General features: G+C 67.3%; 22 protein-coding genes and 1 tRNA gene. 13 read left to right on the forward strand and 10 right to left on the reverse strand.

The genetic code is table 11. The annotated features are described in order from the left end of the window. The first annotated feature begins 11 nt into the window (after positions 1–11). The 5 genes from ACTRWB_RS26630 (at position 12) to ACTRWB_RS26650 (ending at position 4,661) form a co-directional block, all read left to right on the forward strand. Positions 12–1,559: a sensor histidine kinase gene (locus tag ACTRWB_RS26630; RefSeq protein WP_343494779.1), complete on the forward strand. Its 1,548-nt coding sequence runs from the start codon at positions 12–14 to the stop codon at positions 1,557–1,559. A 226-nt stretch (positions 1,560–1,785) separates the two neighbouring features. Continuing rightward, positions 1,786–3,444 (forward strand): MFS transporter, encoded by a 1,659-nt coding sequence (locus tag ACTRWB_RS26635; RefSeq protein WP_343494778.1) that lies wholly within the window; start codon positions 1,786–1,788, stop codon positions 3,442–3,444. A 156-nt stretch (positions 3,445–3,600) separates the two neighbouring features. Then, positions 3,601–3,677: transfer RNA gene (locus ACTRWB_RS26640), tRNA-Met, on the forward strand. Positions 3,678–3,938: 261 nt separating this feature from the next. Further along, complete coding sequence (locus ACTRWB_RS26645) at positions 3,939–4,313, forward strand: hypothetical protein (RefSeq protein WP_446903590.1); 375 nt, start codon at positions 3,939–3,941, stop codon at positions 4,311–4,313. Positions 4,314–4,316: 3 nt separating this feature from the next. Then, positions 4,317–4,661: a hypothetical protein gene (locus ACTRWB_RS26650; RefSeq protein ID WP_446903591.1), complete on the forward strand. Its 345-nt coding sequence runs from the start codon at positions 4,317–4,319 to the stop codon at positions 4,659–4,661. Positions 4,662–4,705: 44 nt separating this feature from the next. On the opposite strand, the gene ACTRWB_RS26655 is transcribed toward ACTRWB_RS26650, so the two are convergent. Further along, positions 4,706–5,680: a LysR family transcriptional regulator gene (locus ACTRWB_RS26655; RefSeq protein ID WP_193098979.1), complete on the reverse strand. Its 975-nt coding sequence runs from the start codon at positions 5,678–5,680 to the stop codon at positions 4,706–4,708. A 175-nt stretch (positions 5,681–5,855) separates the two neighbouring features. Next, complete coding sequence (locus ACTRWB_RS26660; RefSeq protein ID WP_446903592.1) at positions 5,856–6,827, reverse strand: GlxA family transcriptional regulator; 972 nt, start codon at positions 6,825–6,827, stop codon at positions 5,856–5,858. Positions 6,828–6,944: 117 nt separating this feature from the next. Between ACTRWB_RS26660 and ACTRWB_RS26665 the strand changes: the two genes are divergently transcribed. Further along, positions 6,945–7,628, forward strand: coding sequence for a DJ-1/PfpI family protein (locus ACTRWB_RS26665; protein ID WP_446903593.1), 684 nt, complete (start codon positions 6,945–6,947; stop codon positions 7,626–7,628). 59 nt (positions 7,629–7,687) lie between these two features. Beyond that, positions 7,688–7,999: a cupin gene (locus ACTRWB_RS26670; protein WP_129512890.1), complete on the forward strand. Its 312-nt coding sequence runs from the start codon at positions 7,688–7,690 to the stop codon at positions 7,997–7,999. Between the two features lie 58 nt (positions 8,000–8,057). Here the strand turns inward: ACTRWB_RS26670 and ACTRWB_RS26675 are convergent, their stop codons facing one another. From ACTRWB_RS26675 to ACTRWB_RS26690, 4 genes are all read right to left on the reverse strand, one after another. After that, positions 8,058–8,342: a PAAR domain-containing protein gene (locus ACTRWB_RS26675; protein WP_048242675.1), complete on the reverse strand. Its 285-nt coding sequence runs from the start codon at positions 8,340–8,342 to the stop codon at positions 8,058–8,060. Between the two features lie 144 nt (positions 8,343–8,486). Next, a complete protein-coding gene (locus tag ACTRWB_RS26680) occupies positions 8,487–9,632 on the reverse strand; it encodes a porin (protein ID WP_446903594.1) in 1,146 nt (381 codons plus the stop codon). Positions 9,633–9,790: 158 nt separating this feature from the next. Next, on the reverse strand, positions 9,791–10,570 hold the full coding sequence (locus ACTRWB_RS26685) for an ABC transporter substrate-binding protein (protein WP_446903595.1): 780 nt from the start codon (positions 10,568–10,570) through the stop codon (positions 9,791–9,793). A 122-nt stretch (positions 10,571–10,692) separates the two neighbouring features. Then, positions 10,693–11,871, reverse strand: coding sequence for a M20 aminoacylase family protein (locus tag ACTRWB_RS26690; protein ID WP_446903596.1), 1,179 nt, complete (start codon positions 11,869–11,871; stop codon positions 10,693–10,695). A 130-nt stretch (positions 11,872–12,001) separates the two neighbouring features. Here ACTRWB_RS26690 and ACTRWB_RS26695 point away from each other — a divergent pair, with 130 nt between their 5' ends. Then, complete coding sequence (locus ACTRWB_RS26695) at positions 12,002–12,955, forward strand: LysR family transcriptional regulator (RefSeq protein ID WP_446903597.1); 954 nt, start codon at positions 12,002–12,004, stop codon at positions 12,953–12,955. An 85-nt stretch (positions 12,956–13,040) separates the two neighbouring features. On the opposite strand, the gene ACTRWB_RS26700 is transcribed toward ACTRWB_RS26695, so the two are convergent. Beyond that, complete coding sequence (locus ACTRWB_RS26700) at positions 13,041–13,433, reverse strand: MAPEG family protein (RefSeq protein ID WP_412023080.1); 393 nt, start codon at positions 13,431–13,433, stop codon at positions 13,041–13,043. Between the two features lie 420 nt (positions 13,434–13,853). Here ACTRWB_RS26700 and ACTRWB_RS26705 point away from each other — a divergent pair, with 420 nt between their 5' ends. Then, complete coding sequence (locus ACTRWB_RS26705; protein ID WP_446903598.1) at positions 13,854–16,961, forward strand: transglycosylase domain-containing protein; 3,108 nt, start codon at positions 13,854–13,856, stop codon at positions 16,959–16,961. A 34-nt stretch (positions 16,962–16,995) separates the two neighbouring features. On the opposite strand, the gene ACTRWB_RS26710 is transcribed toward ACTRWB_RS26705, so the two are convergent. Beyond that, positions 16,996–17,343, reverse strand: coding sequence for a GFA family protein (locus ACTRWB_RS26710; protein ID WP_048242801.1), 348 nt, complete (start codon positions 17,341–17,343; stop codon positions 16,996–16,998). Between the two features lie 147 nt (positions 17,344–17,490). On the opposite strand from ACTRWB_RS26710, the gene ACTRWB_RS26715 reads away from it, so the two are divergent. Beyond that, positions 17,491–17,736 (forward strand): DUF1272 domain-containing protein, encoded by a 246-nt coding sequence (locus ACTRWB_RS26715; protein ID WP_129512898.1) that lies wholly within the window; start codon positions 17,491–17,493, stop codon positions 17,734–17,736. A gap of 26 nt (positions 17,737–17,762) precedes the next feature. On the opposite strand, the gene ACTRWB_RS26720 is transcribed toward ACTRWB_RS26715, so the two are convergent. Beyond that, positions 17,763–18,446 carry a FadR/GntR family transcriptional regulator gene (locus tag ACTRWB_RS26720; RefSeq protein WP_129512899.1) on the reverse strand — a complete coding sequence of 228 codons (684 nt, stop codon included), beginning with the start codon at positions 18,444–18,446 and terminating at the stop codon, positions 17,763–17,765. Between the two features lie 155 nt (positions 18,447–18,601). Between ACTRWB_RS26720 and dgoD the strand changes: the two genes are divergently transcribed. Then, the gene (gene dgoD, locus ACTRWB_RS26725) at positions 18,602–19,750 is read left to right on the forward strand and encodes a galactonate dehydratase (RefSeq protein WP_006483258.1); all 1,149 of its coding nucleotides are present in this window, start codon (positions 18,602–18,604) and stop codon (positions 19,748–19,750) included. A 156-nt stretch (positions 19,751–19,906) separates the two neighbouring features. Here dgoD and ACTRWB_RS26730 read toward each other — a convergent pair whose 3' ends face one another. Beyond that, positions 19,907–20,839 (reverse strand): CopD family protein, encoded by a 933-nt coding sequence (locus ACTRWB_RS26730; RefSeq protein WP_129512900.1) that lies wholly within the window; start codon positions 20,837–20,839, stop codon positions 19,907–19,909. A 377-nt stretch (positions 20,840–21,216) separates the two neighbouring features. On the opposite strand from ACTRWB_RS26730, the gene ACTRWB_RS26735 reads away from it, so the two are divergent. Next, positions 21,217–21,981 carry a c-type cytochrome gene (locus ACTRWB_RS26735; RefSeq protein ID WP_069747114.1) on the forward strand — a complete coding sequence of 255 codons (765 nt, stop codon included), beginning with the start codon at positions 21,217–21,219 and terminating at the stop codon, positions 21,979–21,981. Between the two features lie 19 nt (positions 21,982–22,000). After that, the gene (locus ACTRWB_RS26740) at positions 22,001–23,299 is read left to right on the forward strand and encodes a c-type cytochrome (RefSeq protein ID WP_129512901.1); all 1,299 of its coding nucleotides are present in this window, start codon (positions 22,001–22,003) and stop codon (positions 23,297–23,299) included. Positions 23,300–23,336 lie beyond the last annotated feature (37 nt).

Below are 23,336 nucleotides of genomic sequence, written 5' to 3' on the forward strand. Positions count from 1 at the left end.
GCGTCGCCGCGATGGCCACGCCGGCCCATTCCCGCCACCCGACCGGCGCGCCGTCATCAGCCGCCGACGACGCGCGCGACGCACGTTACGAGAACCCGTTCGCGCCGCCCGACGAAACCGATACGCCCGAGGCCCCGCGCCCGCGCTCGCTGTTCGGTGAAATCCTCGACTGGATGCTCGCGCCGCTGCTGCTGCTGTGGCCGATGAGCATCGCCGTCACCTACCTCGTCGCGAAGACGATCGCGAACAGCCCGTTCGACCGTACGCTCGAGACCAACGCCTACGTGCTCGCGCGGCAGATCCACCCGGTGAACGGCGTCGCCGAGCTGACGCTGCCGGAGCAGACGCGCGACTTCCTGCGCGCGGACAACGTCGACAGTGTTTACTTCCAGGTGCTCGGCACGCGCGGCGAGCTGGTCGCGGGCGAAGCCGACATGCCGCTGCCGCGCGACGAGGATCGCCCGCCGCCGGGCGTCGTCGTGTTTCGCGACGACCTGCTGCGCGGCAACGACGTACGCGTCGCGTATACGACGGTCGAGCTGCCGCAATCGAGCGGCACGCAGCCCGTACTCGTGCAGGTCGGCGAAACGCTCGACAAGCGCAACGCGCTCGCGAACGACATCATCAAGGGCGTGATCCTGCCGCAATTCGTGATCCTGCCGCTCGCGATCCTGCTCGTCTGGTTCGGGCTGTCGCGCGGGCTCGCGCCGCTCAACGCGCTGCAGGCGCACATCCGCGCGCGGCGGCCCGACGACCTGTCGCCCGTCGAGGCACAGCGCGCGCCGCCCGAGATCGAGCCGCTCGTCACGTCCTTCAACGACCTGCTCGCGCGGCTCGAACAAAACATGGCGCTGCAAAAGCGCTTCATCGCCGACGCCGCACACCAGATGAAGACGCCGCTCGCGGGCCTGCGCACGCAGGCCGAGTTCGCGCTGCGCCACCCCGTTCCGCCCGACGTGCAGCGCTCGCTCGAGCAGATCGCGACGAGCTCCGAGCAGGCCGCGCGGCTCGTCACGCAACTGCTTGCGCTCGCGCGCGCCGAGAACCGCGCGAGCGGGCTCACGTTCGAGCCGGTCGAGATCGCCGCGCTCGCGCGGCGCACGGTGCGCGACTGGGTGCAGGCCGCGCTCGCGAAACGGATGGATCTCGGCTACGAAGGCCCGCCGGACGACACGCCGCTCGACGTCGACGGCAATCCGGTGATGCTGCGCGAGATGCTCGGCAACCTGGTCGACAACGCGATCCGCTACACGCCGGAAGGCGGCCGCATCACGGTGCGCGTGCACGCCGACCCGACGACGCGGTTCGTGCATCTCGAAGTCGAGGACACCGGCCCCGGCATCCCCGCCGCCGAACGCGAGCGCGTCGTCGAGCGCTTCTACCGGATCCTCGGCCGCGAAGGCGACGGCAGCGGCCTCGGGCTCGCGATCGTGCGCGAGATCGCCACGCAGCACGGCGGCACGCTGACGCTCGACGATCACGTCTACCAGCACGAACCGCGCCTCGCCGGCACGCTCGTGCGCATCAGCCTGCCGCTGGCCGAAACCGCCCCGGATTAACCCTGATACGCCCCGCCGCGGCGCGCCGAAATCGCATCGAAACCGACGATTTACCGGACGTTCACGCCACAATCGGCACGTATGGCGGCCGATTCGCCACGGGTTAACGCGCAGTCGTTTTGTGTGTGCAAGTCAGTGCGCCGTAAGTTTCCGTGCCAATAATCGTCGACAGGCCCGCCCACCCAAGGCGGCCGCACATCTATATCAAGGGACTTGGAGACGATTCATGGCAACGTTAGGCGGGCAAATTTCGCACTCGCCGATGACGGGCGAAGAGAAGAAGGTGATCTTCGCGTCGTCGCTCGGCACCGTGTTCGAGTGGTACGACTTTTACCTGGCCGGCTCACTCGCGGCCTACATCAGCAAGAGCTTCTTCTCCGGCGTCAATCCGACCGCCGCGTTCATCTTCACGCTGCTCGGCTTCGCGGCCGGCTTCGCCGTGCGCCCGTTCGGCGCGATCGTGTTCGGCCGGCTCGGCGACATGGTCGGACGCAAGCACACGTTCCTCGTGACGATCGTGATCATGGGTATCTCGACGTTCGTGGTCGGCTTCCTGCCCGGCTATGCGTCGATCGGCATCGCCGCGCCCGTGCTCTTCATCGCGATGCGGCTGTTGCAGGGCCTCGCGCTCGGCGGCGAGTACGGCGGTGCGGCGACTTACGTCGCCGAGCATGCGCCGGCGAACCGCCGCGGCTTCTACACCGCGTGGATCCAGACGACGGCGACGCTTGGGCTGTTCCTGTCGCTGCTCGTGATTCTCGGCGTGCGCACCTTCATCGGCGAGGAAGCGTTCGGCAGCTGGGGCTGGCGCGTGCCGTTCGTCGCATCGATCGCGCTGCTCGCGGTGTCGGTGTGGATCCGGCTGCAGCTGAACGAATCGCCGGTGTTCCTGCGCATCAAGGCGGAAGGCAAGACGTCGAAGGCGCCGCTGACCGAAGCGTTCGGCCAGTGGAAGAACCTGAAGATCGTGATCCTCGCGCTCGTCGGCCTGACGGCCGGCCAGGCCGTCGTGTGGTACACGGGCCAGTTCTACGCGCTGTTCTTCCTCACGCAGACGCTGAAGGTCGACGGCGCGAGCGCGAACATCCTGATCGCGATCGCGCTCCTGATCGGCACGCCGTTCTTCCTGTTCTTCGGTTCGCTGTCGGACAAGATCGGCCGCAAGCCGATCATCCTCGCGGGCTGCCTGATCGCGGCGCTGACCTACTTCCCGCTGTTCAAGGCACTCACGCACTACGCGAACCCGCAGCTCGAGATCGCCACGCAGAAGGCACCGATCACCGTCGTCGCCGATCCGGCCACCTGCTCGTTCCAGTTCAACCCGGTCGGCACGTCGAAGTTCACCGACTCGTGCGACATCGCGAAGAGCGCGCTCGCGAAGGCGGGCCTGAACTACGAGAACGTCGCGGCACCGGCCGGCACGACCGCGCAGATCAAGGTGGGTGACACCGTGGTCGAAGCGTACGACGCCAAGGGGACCGACGCGAAGGCGAAGGGGGCGGCGTTCGACAAGACGCTCGCGACCACGCTGAAGTCGGCCGGTTATCCGGCGAAGGCCGATCCCGCGCAGCTCAACTGGCCGATGACGATCGTGATCCTGACGATCCTCGTGATCTACGTGACGATGGTCTACGGGCCGATCGCCGCGATGCTGGTCGAGATGTTCCCGACGCGGATCCGCTATACGTCGATGTCGCTGCCGTATCACATCGGCAACGGCTGGTTCGGCGGCTTCCTGCCGGCAACCGCGTTCGCGATCGTCGCGGCGAAGGGCAACATCTATTCGGGACTCTGGTATCCGATCGTGATCGCGCTGGCCACGTTCGTGATCGGGCTGCTGTTCGTCAAGGAGACGAAGGACACGAACATCTACGCGCAGGACTGATGCCGACGCGCGGGCGGGCGGCGGTTTCCGGATGCGTTCCGGCTAACGGCAACCCGCCCCGCGACGAAGCCAGCACGGGCCGGAGGCAACTTTTTTCACGCAAGATGAAAAAAGGTGTTGACAGCAAAACGCCTCATCGGCATAATTTATTTCTTCGGCGAATTAGCTCAGTCGGTTAGAGCGACGGAATCATAATCCGCAGGTCCGGGGTTCGAATCCCTGATTCGCCACCAAATGCGAAAGCCCGGTAGATCAAAGATCTACCGGGCTTTTTCAGTTTGGTCTCTGCGAGTTGTCCGCGAGCCCTATTCCTTTAACGGCTCCTCGTCGTACAGATTCGGCGCAATCCTCAAGACTGCCCCCTTGCGTCGCACCGTTTTCGCTTTTCTGGGCCGATCACCCCGCCATCCCGCTCGCGTCACCTCGACCGACATCGATAGCGCGCTGCTTCGAAGGCACAATGACGCCGTCCAGCACACGACCGACGGCGCCCGATGATCCCGACTCATCCCGACAAGATATCGCGCATCGCCGCGCTTGCACTGGCAGTCGTCGTGCTCTGCTACGTCGGCGCCGGCGCTCCGCCACTCTCCCGCCTGCTCGACCCGGTCGTGATCAGCGAAGGCGTCGCCCTCAAACCGATCACCTACCACTGGGTCAATCGCGTCGACCGCGCAATCCCCGAAGCCGACCTGTTCGCGAGCCGCTTCTACGTCCTCGTGCTGGCCGCCCTCAACGCACTGGCCGCGCTGTTTGCACTCGACGCCCATCGCGGCCGCAGGCGCTTCGCGTTCGTGCTCGGCTGGGCCATCGTCATGCTGATCGTGCTCGTCAACGCGCAGATCCACGCGTTCTACAACGTGGGCTGACCGATGAAACGACGCATCACGATCATCATCGCCGCACTGTTCACGCTGATCGGGCTCGTGCCCGTCGCCGGCACGTTCGTCAACCTGTCGACGCCCGACCAGTTGCGCCACCTGCTGAGCTACGACTACATGAGCTTTGCGGACAGCCTCGTCGAACGCGACTTCGGCGATTTCGCCAACGACTTCTACGCGGGCGTCGCCCTGATGCTCGTCGGCAGCACCCTCTTCATCCGGATCGAACGCATCGGCTCGATCGCCCGCATCGTCACGTCGCTGCTGTTTGCGCTGCTGACCTTCAGCCTCATCTACGCGTGCCTGAATCCGCGCATCGGCATACGGCCGTTCTGATCGGCCGCCACTCGTGCCACCGGTCACACGCGCAGCGCACCAAGCTACGCCGCCACCGCCCCACGCCGCTCCTCCGCCGCCTTTCCCTGCACCCGCCCGCGCCAGTTCTCCCCGCCTTCCAGCGACGGCGTCGACTCGAACAGCTCCGCGATCCAGTCGGCGAACACGCGCACCTTCTGCGACAGATGCCGGTTGTGGGGGTAGACGATCGAGATCGGCTTCGGCTTCGGATTGCAGTCCGGCAGCACCTCGACCAGCGATCCGTCGAGCAGGTTCGGCAGCACCATGAACAGCGTCGGCTGGATCATCCCGAACCCTTCGAGCCCGCACGTCACGTAGGCATCGGAATCGTTGACCGTCACGCTCGCGTTCATCCGCACCTCGAACGGCTTGCCGTCGATCATGAACACCCACGGAATCGCCCGCGCGCCGTGGCTCGACCGAAAATTCACCGCATGATGCTCGGCAAGATCGGCAATCTCGTGCGGCTCGCCATGGCGCGCGAGGTAGTCGGGCGACGCGCAGGTCACGCGCTTGAGCATCCCGATCCGCCGCGCGACCATCGACGAATCCTCGAGCGGCCCGACCCGGATCATGCAGTCGATGCCCTCCTCGACCGGATCCACATAGCGGTCGGAGAGCCCGAGTTCGAGCGTGATGTCCGGATAGCTCTGCCGGAAAATCGACAGCGACGGCAACACGACGCGCCGCCCGAGCGAACTCGGCATGTGGACGCGCAGCACGCCGCTCGGCTTGCGGTTGCCGACCTGGAAACTCGCGTCGGCTTCCGCGATCTCCGAGATGATCTTCGTGCAATGCTCGTAGTACGCGGCACCCTCCGGCGTCAGCGACAGCCGGCGCGTCGTCCGGTGCATCAGGCGCACGCCGAGCAGCGCCTCGAGATTCTGGATGATGGTCGTCACCGACGCGCGCGGCATCGCGAGCGTGTCGGCCGCGCGCGTGAAGCTGTTTGCGTCGACCACGCGGGTAAAAACTTCCATTGCCTGGATTCGGTCCATGCTGCCCCCCTTCGAATCGCCAACGGAACAGAATAGAGCGCGCAGCGGGCGCGGCACAAGCCCCCACCTATTGTTCTATCGTCCCGAATAGTTTCGGCATTTCGCACTGGAAAGCGATCGATTTCCGTTCAGTACCGGACGATATCCGCTCCGGCCCCGAGCCGAACCCCGTGCGTCACCGCACGAACCGCTCGCGATACCCCTGCGGCGACACGCCCAGCACGCGCACGAAACTGCGCCGCAGCGTCTCCTCCGAACCGAATCCGCAACGCGCGGCGATCCGCTTGACCGGCCATGCCGTTTCGCCGAGCAGGCGCTGCGCGGCCTCGACGCGGATCTGCTCGACGGCGCGCGCGGGCGTGCGGCCGGTTCCCGCGCGATAGTGGCGCACGAAGCTGCGCTCGCTCATGCGCACGCGCTCGGCCAGCGCGGGCACCGACAGGTCGGCCGTCAGGTGCTCGGCCATCCACGCATGCAGCTCGCCGAACCGCTCGTCGGTGCGCTGCATCGATAGCATCGCGCTGAACTGCGCCTGGCCGCCCGGACGTTTCAGGAACACGACGAGTTCGCGCGCGACGTCGAGTGCGGTCGCGCGTCCGAGATCCTCCTCGACCAGCGCGAGCGCGAGATCGATGCCGGCCGTCACGCCGGCGGACGTCCACAGCGCGCCTTCGCGGATGAAGATCGGGTCGGACTCGACGTGCACGTTCGGGTAGCGCGCCGCGAATTCGTCGCAGCGCGCCCAGTGCGTGACCGCGCGCCGCCCGTCGAGCAGGCCGGCCTCCGCGAGCAGGAACGCGCCGGTGCAGACCGACGCGATGCGTCGCGCGCGCCCGGCCTGCTGCCGTACCCAACGCACCAGCCGTGCATCCCGCGATGCCGCGTGCACGCCCTTGCCGCCGGCGACGATCAGCGTATCGGGACGGCGCGCGGCCGAGCGCAGCGACTCAGCCATCACGACGAGGCCCGACGACGTCTCGATGGGCCCGGCATCGGCCGCGACGACTCGGGGCGCATACGGCGCGGGCTGCCCGCGCTCCAGCGCGAGTTCGTTGACGGACGCAAACACCTGCAGCGGCCCCGACACGTCGAGCAGTTGCGCGCGGGGGAACGCGAGGACCAGGATCGAACGCGGAGCGGCAGGCATGGCGATTGGCTGAAAACGTGGGTGATATGGCGATTTCGCCAAACACTACGCGCCTAGAATCGATCTGTCCATCATGTGCCGCCAACGGCGTGTGCCACTTCCACTCGGAGTCTTCGCATGACCCTGCATATCGGCTTACTCGTGTTTCCGGGCGTCCAGCAACTCGATCTCACCGGCCCGCACGACGTGCTCGCGTCGCTACCCGACGCGGCCGTCCATCTGGTGTGGAAGTCGCGCGACGCCGTCGCGTCGAGCAGCGGCCTCGCGCTCGCGCCGACGACCACCTTCGACGACTGCCCGCCGCTCGACGTGATCTGCATCCCCGGCGGAATCGGAATCAACGACCTGCTGCTCGATGCCGAAACGATCGCGTTCGTACAGCAACGCGCGGCCAGCGCGCGCTACGTGACGTCGGTCTGCACGGGCGCGCTGCTGCTCGGTGTGGCCGGCCTGCTGCGCGGGCGGCGCGCGACGACGCACTGGGCGTTCCACGCGCTGCTCGAACCGCTGGGCGCGGTGCCCGTGCGCGAGCGCGTCGTGCGCGACGGCAACCTGATCACGGGCGGCGGCGTGACTGCCGGCATCGACTTCGCGCTGACGATCGCCGCGGAACTGGCCGGCGACGAAGAGGCGCAGGCGATCCAGCTGCAGCTCGAATACGCGCCCGCGCCGCCGTTCGACGCGGGCTCGCCCGACACCGCGCCGGCTTCGGTCGTGAAGCGTGCCACCGAGCGGTCGGCGGCCGGCTTCGCGAAGCGCAAGCAGATCATCGAGCAGGCGCTGCGCGCGACGTCGCGCTGAATGCGGGTACGGGGAAATTGGCCGGCAAACAACGCGCATTCGCGCAGGAGAACATATCGATGAACATCATCCGCAGCGCCGCGTTCACCGCGGACCGCCCGTGGGGCGCGCTCGACATCGCGAACCTGAACGGCGTCACGGTCCGCTTGCACTGGACCGACCAGCCCTATCGATGGCATGTGAACGACGACGAGGAAGTGTTCGCGGTGCTCGACGGTCGCGTCGAGATGCGCTATCGCGAAGCAGGCGTCGAGCACGCGACGGTGCTCGAAGCGGGCGACGTGTTCCACGCGACGGTCGGCACCGAGCACGTCGCGCATCCGCTCGGCGAAGCGCGCATCCTCGTGATCGAGACCGAAGGCAGCGTCTGACGACCGGCGGCCGTACGTCGATGCTACGCGGAGGGCAACCGCATCCGCGCGGCGGGTTTCATCCCGTGATGGTGCCCGTCGCCTGCGACGCAATCAGTTTCGGCTGCGGCGTGCACAGGCACTGGCACAGGTCGTGTTCGAGCGCGACGACCTTGCCCATCACGGTCATCGTCCGCTCGCCGCCGTCCGACACGATCACGCCCGGCGACTTGCACGCGGCGCAGAACACGGGCGCGCCGAGATAGGCGAGCTCGCGTCCGTCGAACGACGAATTGGCGATCCCTTCGAGCACCACGCCGCCGTGGTCGGTGGTGTCGCCCTTCAGAATGAATTTGCGGCTCATGATGTCGGTTCTTCCCTCGGAAACGCCGCGCCGCGCGGCAGCGAGCCGCGCGCGGGCAGTCGGAATCCGCCCGTCGGTCGCGGGCGTCCCGGGAGCATATCACCCCGCGCGGCCGCCGCGTGCCGGTCGCCGCGGCCGCGCCCGTCAGAACTTGTGGCGAATCCCGATGCGCGCCATCAGTTGGCGGTCGTTCGACGACGAATCGTCGGCGGCCGGATTGTAGGCATGGTCGAGCGCCGTCCCCGTCGATCCGTTCACCTTCATGTAGCTGCCCTGGATATACACGTCGGTCCGCTTCGACAGGTTGTAGTCCGCCATCAGGCCGACCGTCTGCCAATGCGGCCGGGATTTTCCGGTGGACGCGTCGAGCGACCCTTGCGTGTAGTAGTACATCGCGCCGAGCAGCAGCGCCGGCGTCACCTGGTAGGTCGCGGCGACTTCATAGTTGTCGAACTTCAGGTGCGACACGGCCTGTCCCGCAGGCACGATCGAACCGCTGATGTACTGGAACGACGTCGGGTTCTTCATGTCGCTGTGCGTGTAGACGAAGCCGAGCATCGCCTTGCCGAGCTGATAGTTGATGCCTGCACCGAACACGCGCTGGCGCTCCGCGAGGAAGCCCGCGTCGTCCGTGGTCACCGCGCCGACCGTGTTGGCGCCGCCGCGATTGACGTTCAGGTATCCGATGCCGACCGTCAACGGACCGTTCGAATAGCCCGCGCCCACGCTCTGCGCATTATTCAGCGAAAACCGGCCCGCGCTGTTCGAGAACGCGTAGGTCGCGCTCATCTGGAAGCCCGACAGATCGGCGCTGTAGAACTGCACCGCGTTGTCGAGCCGGAAGAAGTTGTCGGTGTTGTCGTTGCCGTACGGGTGATCGAAGATGAAGCCGCCCCAACTGCCGTTCGCGGTCAACGGCCCGAGGAATTCGACCAGCGAGTCGTACTGGCGGCCGAACGTCAGCGTACCCACGCCGTCCTTCGACAGACCGACATACGCCTGCCGGCCGAATTCGCGGCCGCCCTGGTTGAGCCGGCCGGTGTTGACGTCGAAACCGTTCTCGAGCCTGAACACGGCCTTGAACCCGCCGCCGAGATCCTCGCCGCCCTTGATCCCCCAGCGGCTGCCCTGCACGATGCCGCTCGACATTTCCCACGCCGAGTGGCCGTTCACGTTGCTCGTGTAGTTCACGCCTTCGTCGATCAATCCGTACAGCGTGACGCTGTTTTGGGCGTGTGCCGACGTTACCGCGCCGCCGGCCAGCAACAGGCCGATCATCTGCTTTTTCATGTTTCAGTCTCCTCCGATTTGCCGAACAGGCGGGACGGTCGGCCGCGAGCGCGCACGACGCGCCCGTTGCGCGCGTGCACCGTCCCCGGCATGCGTCGGTGGATGTCGCGAATCCGTCGGCCCCGCGTCAGATGCCCGGGAAACCCGGGCCGTCACGCTTACTCGCCGTAGATATCGAACGTGAAATACTTGCGCGCGAGCTTGTCGTACTCGCCGCTCTTGCGAATGGACGCGATCGCCTGATTGATCTTCGCCCCGAGCTGCGTGTCGTCCTTGCGGATACCGATCGCGACACCTTCGCCCGCTGCACGCTTGTCCTTGACTTCGGCGCCGGCAAACGCGAACGCCTTGCCGCGCGGCGTGCGCAGGAACCCCATGTCGGCCTGGACGGCCGCCTGGAACGACGCGTCGAGGCGGCCGGTCGTGAGGTCCTGATAGATCTGGTCGGTACCCGGATACGACACGACCTCCACGCCCTTCGACGCCCATTCGGCCCGCGCATAAGTCTCCTGCAACGACCCTTGCTGAACACCGATCCGGCGCCCCTTCAACGATTCCGCGGTCGGCTGCAACGTGGAGCCCGCCCGCGCGATCAGGCGCGGCGCACCCGAATAGAGACGGTCGGTGAAATCGATCTGCTGCCTGCGCGCCGGCGTGGCCGTCATCGCGGACAGGATTGCGTCGAACTTGCGCGCCTTCAGCGCGGGAATGATCGCGTCGAAGCCCTGCTCCACCCATACGCAACGCATACGCAGGTTCGCGCAGATCGCATTGCCGAGATCGACGTCGAAGCCGACGAACGAACCGTCGGGCAGCTTCGATTCGAACGGCGGATAGGTCGGATCGATGCCGAAGCGAAGGGTCTGCGGCTCACCCGCGGAAGCGAGCAGCGGAATGGCGCAGAGCGCGAACAGACTAGAGCGGACAAGGCGTTTCATGGTGTCTCCAAGCCAGGATGAGAAAGCACGTTCGCGCGTGGCACGAACGCGTTGCCGTCAATGTTTGTTCGAACGGCAGGCAGGCGACGGCGCCTGTCTGCTCCGGGTGAAGCGGGGCCGCGTTACGCGAGGAAGCGTTCGACCAGCCGGACCCAGTAGCTCGCGCCGGTCAGCAGGATGTCGTCGTTGAAGTCGTAACCCGGGTTGTGGACCATGCATCCGCCCTTGCCCTCACCGTTGCCGATCAACAGGTAACAGCCGGGGCAGCGCTCGAGCACATACGCGAAATCCTCGCTGTTCGTGATCGGCTTCATGTCGCGGACGAGTCCGCCGTCGCCGAGCCAGTCGCGAGCGACGGATTCGGCCAGCCGGGTCTCGTCGGGGTGATTGATCAGCACCGGATAACCGCGCTCGTACTCGACCTCCGCCCGCGCGCCGAACCCCTCCGCGTGAGCGTGCGCAAGCGCGGTGACCCGCGCTTGCAGCAGGTCGCGCACGCCGGGATCGAGCGCACGCACCGACAGGCCGATGACGGCGGCGTCGGGAACGATGTTGGACGCACTGCCCGCGTGTATCGATCCGACCGTCACGATGGCCGTTTCGAGCGGATCGACATTGCGTGCCACCACCGTTTGCAGCGCCATGACGAGCGACGCGCTCGCGACGACCGGGTCGACCGTCTTGTGCGGGATCGCGCCGTGGCCGCCGTAACCGGCGATGCGAATCGTGACCGAGTCGGCGGATGCCATGAATGCACCGCTTCGGAATCCGAACTGGCCAGCCGGCAAGCCCGGCATGTTGTGCATCGCGAATACGGCATCGCAGGGAAAGCGCTCGAGCAAGCCTTCCTCGAGCATTCGCAGCGCGCCGCCGCCGCTTTCTTCCGCAGGCTGGAAGATCACGCGCACGGTGCCCGAAAAGCACCGGTTCTGCGCCAGATACCGCGCGGCGGCGAGGAGCATCGCCGTATGTCCGTCGTGACCGCAGGCATGCATGACGCCCGGGTTCGTGCTCGCATACGGCAACCCGGTCGCCTCGACGATCGGCAACGCATCCATGTCCGCCCGGAGTCCGATCGTGCGTCCGGCGCCGTTGCCGAGCGTCCCGACGACCCCGGTATCGCCGATCCCGCCATGCACGTCGTAGCCCCACTGCGCAAGACGTTCCGCGACCAGCGCGCTCGTCGCGTATTCCTGGAAGCTCAGCTCCGGATCGGCATGAATCTGCCGACGCAGCGCGATCATCTCGCGTTCGATATCGCGCATGCCTTGCGGCACGAATTGATTGGACGGGCTGGACATGTAGAGGCTTCCGTGTAGGTCTGACAACCAAGGCGGAGCCGATCATAAGCAGCGCAATTCGTCGCCGGAAGCCGCAATTTGGTTATATTGACAACCAATGGTTATCACGGTGCACGGCCACGCCTATCGTATGAAAAATCATCAGATCCATGCATTGGTCGCGGTCGCCGACGCGGGCAGCATCCGGGCGGCGGCAAGGCTGCTCGGCGTATCGCAGGCCGCGGTGACGAAGGCGCTGCGCGAACTTGAGCAGGACCAGAAACTGACGCTGCTGTCGCGCAGCTCGAGCGGCGTCAGCCTCACCGACGCCGGGCATACGCTACTGGGTCATGCACGGCTGATCATCGGGCAGTTCGAACGCGCGAACGACGCGCTCGCGCGGCTGCGCGGCGACCAGACCGGCAAGCTCACGATTGCAGTCACGCCGCTTGTCATGCTGACGTTCATGACCGAAGCGATCACGCTGTTCCGCAAGAAGATGCCGAAGGTGCAGCTCGAGATCTTCGAGGGCCTGACGGCCGTCGCGTTGCCGCGACTGCGGGAAGGCACGCTGGACCTGTCGGTCGTGCCGCTGACGTCGGTCGTGTCGAGCCGGGAATTCGATCACGAGCCGCTGTTCTCGTATCAATCGTGCGTGGTGGCGCGGCGTGGCCACCCGCTCGCGAACCGGCGTTCGATTCACGACCTGCTCGAGCAGGACTGGGCGGTCAACTACACGGCGACCAGCTATGACGAGACGATGCACAACATCTTCTGGCAGCACGGCGCCGCGATCGATCGTTCCCGCCTGCATTGCGCCCATTCCAGCGCGCTGATGCTGGAACTCGTCCGCCGCAACGACATGCTCAGCCATTGCCCCGAGCCGCTGCTTCTCACCGACGCGATGCGCGACTGGGCGCAGCCGCTCGAGCTCGCCGAGCGCTTCGACGCCGGCCGCGTCGCCGTCATCGGCCTGCACAACGCGATGCGCAGCCAGGCAAGCCAGTGCTTCGTCGACAGCCTGTCGCAAACGATCCGCAAGCGCGGCCGCTCCGCCGCAACGGAGAACCGGCGGCTGTTCGATCAACTCGATCTGCTGCTTTGAACGAAGGCTTCCACGGCGCAGGTGGATTCGATGGCGCGGCAGCCTGCGGGCGGCGCGCCGGACCCGGCCGGCTATCGCACCTGAATCAGACGAACAGCGCGATACACAGCGCGGCACCGCACAGATAGGTGCCGAGCGCTCCGATGAAACGCACGGGATTCGGCGCGGCCATCGTCGGCCACGCGAGCAATCCGATCACGAGCAGGCAGCGGCACGCGGTCGCCGCGACGATCAGCGACAGGATCGCGCGCGACGGATCGTGCGCGCCGAAATAGAGAAACAGCACCGCGAGAAACGGCGCGTATTCGGCCGTGTTGCCGTGCGCGCGCACGACCTTGTGCAGCCCGTTCGTCGGATCGGACGCACACCCGGATCCGGTGGTGTGCCGGAAGCGCGTGACGGACACGACGAGCCCGAGCCCGAACAGCAGCAACCCGAGGATGGCCGTGCAAACCAGCGCGACGGGATGGATCGGCATGGGACTCCCGGCGAAAGCGGAAATGCGCCGCACATCCGGCGATGCTACCCGCGGCCGGCGCGCGCGACTATCGCGGAAACCCGTAGCGTCGCCGTGCGCCGGCCGCGATTTCCGGAACAGGTTCCGTCCCGAATTGCCCCGCGCGGCAGCGCACGAAACCGGTGCATCGTCCGTCGGCCCGGCCGCCCGGGCCTGCCCGCCGACACCCTTGTCGCGCGGAACCGTCGGCGCGAAGCGCGCAAACGTTAGCCTGCGATGGTGCGCGCCGCCGCACCGCAACGCCGGTTGCGGCGCGTCACAGGCACGCGCGTTGCGTCGGCGCATCTCGGTAGAGAACCACCCTTGGCAGCCCGCCGTTGAGGACTACACTAATCCTTAATGGGGTGCGGCCGGAGCCCGCGCCTTCAGGGAGACGCCGCCATGAATCGGCCGCTGAATCGTATCCTGCCGCGCGTGACCGGTCTCGCATCGGTCTGGACGTGGGTCAAGTGGTCTTTGCTCGCCGCGCTGGTGATCGCGGCGGCGATCGTTGCGCGACTCGTGCAGACCGAGATCGAAACGTCCCGGCTGCAGGCGCACTATCTGTCCGAACTCACCCGCGACGTCGGCTACACGGTCGAGACGGGCCCGAGCGATCACATCCGTTTCCCCGCGAACGGCCCTTACGACCAGCGCCTCGGCTACGCGATGATTCCGTCGTTCCAGGAGCGGCTGCTCGCGCGCGGTTTCGTCGTCAGCAAGCAGGCGCGCGATTCGCAGCGGATGCTGTCGCTCGGCGATCGCGGGTTGTTCCTCCCCTATGACGAGAAGGACCAGGCGGGCCTGATGCTGTTCGACTCGACCGGCGCGCCGCTGTTCGCGACCGTGTTCCCGCAGCGCGTCTACGCCGACTTCGACATGGTGCCGCGCGTGGTCGCCGATTCGCTGCTGTTCATCGAGGATCGCTACCTGCTCGACGCGAACCAGCCGAACCGCAATCCGGCGATCGACTGGGGGCGCTTCAGCCGCGCGGTCGCCGACCAGGCGCTGCACGTCGTCAACCGTCACCAGGCGCGCCCGGGCGGCAGCACGCTCGCGACGCAGATCGAGAAGTTCCGCCATTCGCCCGAAGGCCGCACCGCGACGCCGCCCGAAAAGCTGCGGCAGATTGCATCCGCATCGGTCCGCGCGTACCTGAACGGCCCGCAGACGATGCTCGCGCGCCGCACGATCGTCGTGCGCTACCTGAACTCGGTGCCGCTCGCCGCGCGGCCGCACGTCGGCGAGATCACGGGCATCGGCGACGGTCTCACCGCGTGGTACGGGCGCGACTTCAACGACGTGAACCGCATCCTGTCCGCGCCGACGACCGGCGACAACGTCGACGAACAGGGCAAGACGTTCCGCGAGGTGCTGTCGCTGATCATCGCGCAACGCGCGCCGTCGTACTTCCTCAACAGCGGCTATCCGGCGCTGCAGCGGCTGACCGACAGCTACCTGCGGCTGCTGTCGAGCGGCGGCGTGATCTCGCCCGCGCTGCGCGATGCCGCGCTCGCCGCGCGGATCGAACGCAGCGCGCCGCCGGCCGCCGCGCACGTGCAGTCGTTCGTGTCGCGCAAGGCCGTGACGTCCGCGCGCGCGTCGCTGCTGTCGGCGCTCGGCATCAGCGACCTGTACCAGCTCGACCAGTTCGACCTGCAGGCCACGAGCACGCTCGACAACGGCGTGCAGCAGGCCGTCGCCCAGCGGCTCGCGCTGGCGTCGACCCGCGACGGCGCGCAGGCCGCTGGCCTGTACGGCTTCGAGATGCTCGCGCCGAAGGACGATCCGTCGCATCTCACGTACAGCTTCACGCTGTACGAGCGACGCAACGGCGCGAACATGTTGCGCGTGCAGACCGACAGCGTGAACGAGCCGTTCGACGTGAACCGCGGCGGCCGCATCAACCTCGGCTCGACCGCGAAACTGCGGACGCTGATCACGTACCTGCAGATCGTCTCCGACCTGCATGCGCGTTATGCGAACCTGTCGAATGCGGAACTGGCCCGGGTGAAGCCCGACCCGATCGACGGGCTGTCGCACTGGGCGCTCGACTACCTGTCGCATACGCGCGACCGCTCGCTGCAGGCGATGCTCGACGCGGCCGTCGAACGCAAGTATTCGGCGAGCCCCGACGTGTTCTATACGGGCGGTGGCGCGCAGGTGTTCTCGAACTTCGAAAAGTCGGACAACGGTCGCATCCTGACGCTGCACGCGGCGTTCGAGCATTCGGTCAACCTCGTGTTCGTGCGACTGATGCGCGACATCGTCCACTACGAGACGCTGCAGGCGGCCGGCCCGTCGTCGTCGTGGCTCAACGATCCCGAGCAGCGCCAGCATTACCTGCAGCAGTTCGTCGACGGCGAAAGCCAGGTCTACGTGAAGCGCTACTACACGCGCTATGCGGGCAAGGCGCCCGACGACGCGCTCGCGCTGATGCTGCACGACGTGCGCAAGTCGCCGCCGAAGATCGCGACCGTGCTGCGCAGCGTCGCGCCGAACGAGTCGCTTGCATGGTTCGATGCGCAGATGCGCGCGCAACTGAAGGGCACGCCGGCCGCGACGCTGTCCGACGACGATCTCGCCGCGCTCTACGCGAAGTACGCGATCGACCGCTTCAACCTCAACGATCGCGGTTATATCGCGAGCGTGCACCCGCTCGCGCTGTGGACGCTCAACTACCTGCGCGCACACCCGGGCGCGTCGCTCGGCGATGTCCAGCGCGACAGCCGCGATGCGCGTTTCTACACGTACTCGTGGCTGTACAAGACGCGCTACCACGCGACCCAGGACCGGCGCATCCGTCGCATGGTCGAGTTGCGTGCGTATGCGGAAATCACGAAGGCGTGGCGCGCACTTGGCTATCCGTTCGCGGAAGTCACGCCGTCCTACGCGGCCGCGATCGGCGCATCGGGCGACCAGCCCGACGCGCTCGCGAAACTGATCGGCCTGATCGCGAACGGCGGCCAGAAAGCACCGACGGAAACCATCACGCGGCTCGACTTCGCGAAGGACACGCCGTACGAAACGCGCTTCGTGCGCGCGGCCGCAAAGCCGCAGCCGATGCTGTCGCCCGAGATCGTCAACGTGGCGCACACGCTGCTGCGCGACGTCGTGCTCAACGGCACCGCGCGCCGCCTCGCGGGCGGGTTCACGCTGCCCGACGGCAAGACGCTCGAGGTGTACGGCAAGACGGGGACGGGCGACCAGCGCTTCAACATCTACGCGCGCGGCGCGCGGCTGATCGAGTCGCGCAAGGTGAACCGCAGCGGCACGTTCGTGTTCGTGATCGGCGACCGGTTCTTCGGGGTCCTGACGGCGACCGCGCACGAACCGTATGCGGCGCGTTACGACTTCACGAGCGCGATGGCCGTGCAGTTGCTGCGCTCGATGGCGCCGGCGCTCGCGCCGCTGATCGAACGCCCGGCCGATGCCGGCACGCGCACCGCGGGCTCCGCACCGCAGGCGGAAATGCCCGCGCCGCGCGCCGCCGCGGTGCGGCCGTCCTGAGCCCGGCGCGCGGGTTCATGCCGTGACGCGCCGCTCAGTGCGAGCGGCCGTCGTAGTGCGTGACGGGCAGCGCGTCGATATCGACATCCTCGAGGCAGCGCACGTTGATCGCCGCCATCGCGGTGCCGTTCGGATGGACACCTTCGCCGAACGGATGGATCCCGCAGCGCTTGCAGAAACGATGCCGGATCACGTGCTTGTTGAACAGGTAGGTCGCAAGATTCTCGTCGGGCGTGAGGAGCTTCATGTGGTCGCGCGGCACGAACCACATCAGCGCGCCCTTGCGCTGGCAGATCGAGCAATTGCACGCCATCACGCCCTGCAGGTCGCCTTCCGCCTCGAACTTCACGTCTCCGCAATGACAGCTTCCGCGATAAAGCATGGTCGTCTCCCGGTGCGGCTCGCGCGCGTCGACGGCGCCCGGGCGGACGCCATTGGCCAAGCCGATTCGATGCGGGTACAGTAGCGCGCACCCGCGCCGCGCGCAACGCGCGCCGGCGCCGGATTTTTTCAAGACGAGGAGACACTCATGCTCGAACTGCGCCCCGGCTGCGAATGCTGCGACAAGGACCTGCCGCCCGATTCGGCGGATGCGCGCATCTGCACCTTCGAATGTACGTTCTGCGCAAGCTGTACCGACAACGTGCTGAAGGGCCGCTGCCCGAACTGCGGCGGCGACCTGGTCGTGCGCCCGCGGCGGTCGGCGAGCCTGCTTGCCAAGTACCCGGCGTCGACGGAGCGCATCCACAAGCCGGGCGGCTGCGCGAGCGCCTGACGGCGCCGCACCGCCGCCCTTCTCCGTCACGACATCTCGATCCGCGCGCGCGTCACCGCGAGCAGCGTCGCCATCGCGCGGCGCGCGCCGTCCTCGTCGCGCACGCGGATCGCGTCGCTGACGGCCGTGTGCTCGGCAAGCGACGCGTTGTAGACGTCCGCGCGGCGCGCATTCAGAAGCAGTTGCGCCTCGAGCGTGCGATCGATCAGCGCGCCGAGCGGCACCAGCAGTTCGTTGCCGCCGGCCTCGAGCACGCCCAGGTGAAAGCGCAGGTCGGCACGCACCCACTCGTCGACGTTGCGCGCGGCGGCCATCGCGCGCGCCGCGTCGTCGATCGCGTCGAACGCTTCCGGCGTATGCGCGCGCGCGGCGAGCGCGGCCGCGTACGGCTCGATCATCTCGCGCATCTCCTGCAGCTTCAGCGCGAACGCGAGCGGCGGCGCGACACGCGCGTACCAGTCGAGCAGGTCGGCGTCGAGCAGGTTCCACGCGCGGCGCGGCCGCACGCGCGTGCCGACCTTCGGCCGCGATTCGACCAGCCCCTTCGACGTCAGCGTGCGCAGCGCCTCGCGCATCACCGTGCGGCTCACGCCGTACAGTTCCATCAGGTCCGGCTCCCGCGGCAGCAGCGATTCGGGCGGATAGTCGCCGCGCAGGATCGCCGTCGCCAGCCGGAAGGCCGTCTGTCCATGCAGGTCGCGTTGAATGATCGTTCTCCGTTGGGCCGGCGGGCCGGCTGCCCACTATCTGCACAATAATGCTATTAATACTATTTTTTATCGGCCTACGCTAGGATAACCGCCAAAGCACGCGACCGTGCGCCGCGCCCGAGCGCCCGCGCCGGTCAACCATGGAGACTCGCGTCATGAAAATCACCCGCCTCGAAACCTTCGTCGTCCCGCCACGCTGGCTGTTCCTCAAGATCGAAACCGACGAGGGCATCATCGGCTGGGGCGAACCGGTCGTCGAAGGCCGCGCGCACACGGTCGAGGCTGCGGTGCAGGAGCTGGCCGACTACCTCGTCGGCCGCGATCCGCTGCTGATCGAGGATCACTGGCAGGTGATGTACCGCGCGGGCTTCTATCGCGGCGGCCCGATCATGATGAGCGCGATCGCGGGCGTCGACCAGGCGCTGTGGGACATCAAGGGCAAGCATCACGGCGTGCCGGTGCACGCGCTGCTCGGCGGCCAGGTGCGCGACCGCATCAAGGTGTATTCGTGGATCGGCGGCGACCGGCCGAGCGACGTCGCGAACAATGCGCGCGCGGTCGTCGAGCGCGGCTTCAAGGCGGTGAAGATGAACGGCTCCGAGGAGCTGCAGATCGTCGACACCTACGACAAGGTCGAGCAGGTGATCGCGAACGTCGCGGCCGTGCGCGACGCGGTCGGCCCGCACGTCGGCATCGGCGTCGACTTCCACGGCCGCGTGCACAAGCCGATGGCGAAGGTGCTCGCGAAGGAGCTCGACCCGTACAAGCTGATGTTCATCGAGGAGCCGGTGCTGTCGGAGAACGCCGAGGCGCTGCGCGACATCGTCAACCAGACCAACACGCCGATCGCGCTCGGCGAACGGCTGTATTCGCGCTGGGACTTCAAGCACATCCTCGCGGGCGGTTACGTGGACATCATCCAGCCCGACGCATCGCACGCCGGCGGCATCACCGAGTGCCGCAAGATCGCGACGCTCGCGGAGAGTTACGACGTCGCGCTCGCGCTGCACTGCCCGCTCGGCCCGATCGCGCTCGCCGCGTGCCTGCAGCTCGACGCGGTCAGCTACAACGCGTTCATCCAGGAACAAAGCCTCGGCATCCACTACAACCAGGGCAACGACCTGCTCGACTACCTGCGCAACCCCGAGGTGTTCCGCTACGAGGATGGCTTCGTCGCGATCCCGCAGGGCCCGGGGCTCGGCATCGACGTCAACGAGGAGAAGGTGCGCGAGATGGCGAAGACGGGCCACCGCTGGCGCAACCCGGTGTGGCGCCACGCGGACGGCAGCGTCGCCGAGTGGTGAGCGCGATGCGCATCGCGCGCGGCTGCGGCCCGCGCGGTACGCATCGATTCGAGTACGGCCGCCCGACAGGCGGCCGTTTTTGCATGCGCGACGCGACGGGCACCACATGCCGGGCGTGCCCCGGCGGCCCCGCCGCGCGCCGCGTGGAACCCGCCGTCAGCCGAGCGCCGCGAACCCCGGCACGCTGAACGACAGCACGGCGGCCGCGACGAACACGCCGATCATCGTCAGCCCTTCGAGATGCAGGATGTTGCGGAACGTGTGCGCGTCCTCGGTCGATGCGGTGCGGCGCAGGCGCGGCAGCGCCGAGAAGCGGTTCAGGCCGCCGAGCACGAGCGCGAGCGCGACGAGCAGCAGCTTCAGCAGCAACACGCGCCCCCACGTGCTGCCGTCGAGCGGTGCGAGCGAACCGCCGAGCCCGCGGATCGCATTGAGCGCGCCCGTGCCGAGCACGAATACGACCGCGATGATCGACGTACGCGACAGATGCTGGCCGATGCGGATCAGCGCACCGCGCGCGACCGACGAACCGAGCGCCGGCAGCACCGCGAGCCCGCCCGCGAGCACGAGGCCGCCCCATACCGCCGTCGCGAGCAGGTGCAGCGTCTGCACGCCGACCGCCGCGGACAGCGCGCCCGTATCGGCTGCATGGCCGAGCGATGCCTTGCCGGCCGCGACCACGATCACCGCGAGCCACAGCACCGCGTGCGCGGCCGGGCTGTCCGGCTTCGCCAGCGCGACGATCGCGAGCACCACGGCGCCAGCGAACGCGACGCTCCACGCGAAACCCGTGTGCGTCTGCATCAGCACGGTCGGAATCGCGGCGAACGCGCCGCCGAGCCCCGCGCCGCTCATCGTCGCGGCCTCGTAGACCAGCCAGCCGAGGTCCGCGAGCACGAGCGCCAGCGCCGCCGCGACCAGCGAATGTTGCGCACGCAGCCACGCGGGATGCGAAGGCGCGACGATCGGCCTCGCGCCGTCCTTGCCGAGCCACGCCTTGAGCAGCGCCGAGCCGACCGCCATCGCGAACGCGGCGTCCATCAGCGCCGCGAGCGCGACCTGCCCGATCCACAAGCTGTCGAACTTCATCGCGCGCACCCTCCCGCAGACGACAGGCCGTCAGTGCGACGGCAACGGGAGAGACAGTGCGAAGGAGGCAACGGCACGGTAGAAAACGTCATTGATGAATCCGGAAACGGGAGAAATGACTGGACCTGCGGCGGAGGCGGCGCCGCGCGACCCGCGAGTGTACGGTCTTCGATGGTGAAAGCGCACGCCGGTTCACACAAACACGGCGCGATACGCGTCAAATTGTCGCAAGTCGCGAACAGGCAGGAACCGATGTCGTTTTGCCAAATAGCCGTCATTACCCATCGATGATAGAATGCCGCGTCGCAGCAGCCCGGCTGTCCTGCCGTCCACGCGCCGAGCCGATCGTAGCCCGGACAGGTCCCCGACGAATAAACATGGAGTCTCGTGTGTCTTCAAGACGCCTCTTCCGTCCGCTGCTCGCCGTTCTGTTGATCGGCGGAGCGGGCCTTATGAGCGCTGCCCAAGCGCAGACCAAGCCCACGGAGCAAGCGCACGCCCAGCAGGCGCCGCTCAAGGCACCCGATACCATGGCCGAGCGCGTGCGCGGCTGTACTGCATGCCATGGCGTCCACGGCCAGGGCACGGACAACGACTACTTCCCGCGTCTTGCCGGCAAGCCGGCCGAGTACCTGTACAACCAGCTCGTCAACTTCCGTGACGGTCGGCGCAAGTACCCGCCGATGAACTACCTGCTGACGTACCTGAACGACGACTACCTGCGCGAAATCGCCGAGCACTTCTCGGCCGAGCGTCCGCCGTACCCGACGCCGGCCAAGCCGACGCTGCCGGCCGCGACGCTCGCACGCGGCAAGCAGCTCGTCACGCAGGGCGATCCGTCCCGCAAGCTGCCGGCCTGCGTGGCCTGCCACGGCGCAGGGCTGACCGGCATGCAGCCGGCGATCCCCGGCCTCGTCGGCCTGCACGCCGATTACCTGAGCGCGCAGCTCGGCGCATGGCGCTCGGGCAACCGCCACGCCAAGGCACCCGACTGCATGCACGACATCGCATCGAAGCTTTCCGACGAAGACGTGACGGCCGTGACCGCGTGGCTCGCCGCGCAACCGGCGCCCGCCAACCCCGTGCCGGCCCCGGCGCGTTCGATGAAGACTCCGCTCGCCTGCGGCAGCGAACCGCAATAAGGCAAGGGAGACAGACACAATGAAACGCAAGTCCCTGTTTGCACTCTCGGCCGTCGCGATCGTCGCGGCCGCCGCCCTCGTGCCGGTCCTGTGGCCGGGCAACGACACGCTGCACGGCGCCTCCGCCGTCGCCGCGACGCCGGCCGACCAGGCCGCGCTGATCAAGAAGGGCGAATACCTCGCGCGCGTCGGCGACTGTATCGCGTGCCACACCGTGCGCGGCGGCAAGTCGTTCGCGGGCGGCCTGCCGATGGCGACGCCGTTCGGCACGATGTACACGCCGAACATCACGCCGGACGACCAGGCCGGCATCGGCAAGTGGACGTCGGACGACTTCTACCGCGCGATGCACACGGGTCGCTCGAAGGACGGCAGCCTGCTCTACCCGGGCTTCCCGTTCGCGAGCTACACGAAGGTCACGCGCTCCGATTCGGATGCGATCTACGCGTACCTGCGCTCGGTCGCGCCGGTGTCGGTGCCGAGCCGTCCGCACGAACTGAAGTTCCCGTTCAACAACCGCAACCTGCTGATCGGCTGGCGCACGCTGTTCTTCAAGGAAGGCGAGTACAAGCCGGATCCGACGAAGTCGGTCGAGTGGAACCGCGGCGCCTACCTCGTCGAAGGCCTCGGCCACTGCTCGATGTGCCACACGTCGATCAACATGATGGGCGGCCCGGTGAGCTCGTCGGCGTTCGCCGGCGGCCTGATCCCGCTGCAGAACTGGTATGCGCCGTCGCTGACGAACGACAAGGAACTCGGCCTCGGCGACTGGCACGTGCAGGAGCTGTCCGACCTGCTGCAAGCCGGCGTGTCGCACAAGGGCGCGGTGTTCGGCCCGATGGCGGACGTGGTCCACAACAGCCTGCAGTACATGACCGACGAAGATACGCGCGCGATGTCGACGTACCTGAAGTCGATCCCGCAGAAGGCTGAAGCGCCGAAGAACATGCAGTACGAGCCGTCGAAGCAGTTCGGCAACGCGCTGTTCGACCAGGGCAAGAAGATTTACGCGGACAACTGCGCGACCTGCCACGCCGAAACGGGCTCGGGCAAGCCGCCGGCCTACCCGCCGCTCGCGGGCAACCACTCGATCATGATGGAATCGGCAGTCAACCCGATCCGCATGGTGCTGAATGGTGGCTATCCGCCGAGCACGTTCAAGAACCCGCGTCCGTACGGCATGCCGCCGTTCGCGCAGTCGCTGTCGAACCAGGAAGTCGCAGCAGTGGTAACGTACATCCGGATGTCGTGGGGCAACAACGGTACGCCGATCTCGCCACAACAGGTGAGTGACCTGCGTTCCGCGCCGCTTGACTAAATAACGCGTGACGCAAACGGGGCGGGGGGGGGGGGGG

The organism is Burkholderia sp. YIM B11467, assembly GCF_052952715.1.

Excerpts from the sequence above, each read along its gene's own strand:
- ACTRWB_RS26630 (WP_343494779.1), top strand. The coding sequence starts at position 12 with ATGGCCACGCCGGCCCATTCCCGCCACCCGACCGGCGCGCCGTCATCA.
- ACTRWB_RS26635 (WP_343494778.1), top strand. The coding sequence starts at position 1,786 with ATGGCAACGTTAGGCGGGCAAATTTCGCACTCGCCGATGACGGGCGAA.
- ACTRWB_RS26645 (WP_446903590.1), top strand. The coding sequence starts at position 3,939 with ATGATCCCGACTCATCCCGACAAGATATCGCGCATCGCCGCGCTTGCA.
- ACTRWB_RS26650 (WP_446903591.1), top strand. The coding sequence starts at position 4,317 with ATGAAACGACGCATCACGATCATCATCGCCGCACTGTTCACGCTGATC.
- ACTRWB_RS26655 (WP_193098979.1), bottom strand. The coding sequence starts at position 5,680 with ATGGACCGAATCCAGGCAATGGAAGTTTTTACCCGCGTGGTCGACGCA.
- ACTRWB_RS26660 (WP_446903592.1), bottom strand. The coding sequence starts at position 6,827 with ATGCCTGCCGCTCCGCGTTCGATCCTGGTCCTCGCGTTCCCCCGCGCG.
- ACTRWB_RS26665 (WP_446903593.1), top strand. The coding sequence starts at position 6,945 with ATGACCCTGCATATCGGCTTACTCGTGTTTCCGGGCGTCCAGCAACTC.
- ACTRWB_RS26670 (WP_129512890.1), top strand. The coding sequence starts at position 7,688 with ATGAACATCATCCGCAGCGCCGCGTTCACCGCGGACCGCCCGTGGGGC.
- ACTRWB_RS26675 (WP_048242675.1), bottom strand. The coding sequence starts at position 8,342 with ATGAGCCGCAAATTCATTCTGAAGGGCGACACCACCGACCACGGCGGC.
- ACTRWB_RS26680 (WP_446903594.1), bottom strand. The coding sequence starts at position 9,632 with ATGAAAAAGCAGATGATCGGCCTGTTGCTGGCCGGCGGCGCGGTAACG.
- ACTRWB_RS26685 (WP_446903595.1), bottom strand. The coding sequence starts at position 10,570 with ATGAAACGCCTTGTCCGCTCTAGTCTGTTCGCGCTCTGCGCCATTCCG.
- ACTRWB_RS26690 (WP_446903596.1), bottom strand. The coding sequence starts at position 11,871 with ATGTCCAGCCCGTCCAATCAATTCGTGCCGCAAGGCATGCGCGATATC.
- ACTRWB_RS26695 (WP_446903597.1), top strand. The coding sequence starts at position 12,002 with ATGAAAAATCATCAGATCCATGCATTGGTCGCGGTCGCCGACGCGGGC.
- ACTRWB_RS26700 (WP_412023080.1), bottom strand. The coding sequence starts at position 13,433 with ATGCCGATCCATCCCGTCGCGCTGGTTTGCACGGCCATCCTCGGGTTG.
- ACTRWB_RS26705 (WP_446903598.1), top strand. The coding sequence starts at position 13,854 with ATGAATCGGCCGCTGAATCGTATCCTGCCGCGCGTGACCGGTCTCGCA.
- ACTRWB_RS26710 (WP_048242801.1), bottom strand. The coding sequence starts at position 17,343 with ATGCTTTATCGCGGAAGCTGTCATTGCGGAGACGTGAAGTTCGAGGCG.
- ACTRWB_RS26715 (WP_129512898.1), top strand. The coding sequence starts at position 17,491 with ATGCTCGAACTGCGCCCCGGCTGCGAATGCTGCGACAAGGACCTGCCG.
- dgoD (WP_006483258.1), top strand. The coding sequence starts at position 18,602 with ATGAAAATCACCCGCCTCGAAACCTTCGTCGTCCCGCCACGCTGGCTG.
- ACTRWB_RS26730 (WP_129512900.1), bottom strand. The coding sequence starts at position 20,839 with ATGAAGTTCGACAGCTTGTGGATCGGGCAGGTCGCGCTCGCGGCGCTG.
- ACTRWB_RS26735 (WP_069747114.1), top strand. The coding sequence starts at position 21,217 with ATGGAGTCTCGTGTGTCTTCAAGACGCCTCTTCCGTCCGCTGCTCGCC.
- ACTRWB_RS26740 (WP_129512901.1), top strand. The coding sequence starts at position 22,001 with ATGAAACGCAAGTCCCTGTTTGCACTCTCGGCCGTCGCGATCGTCGCG.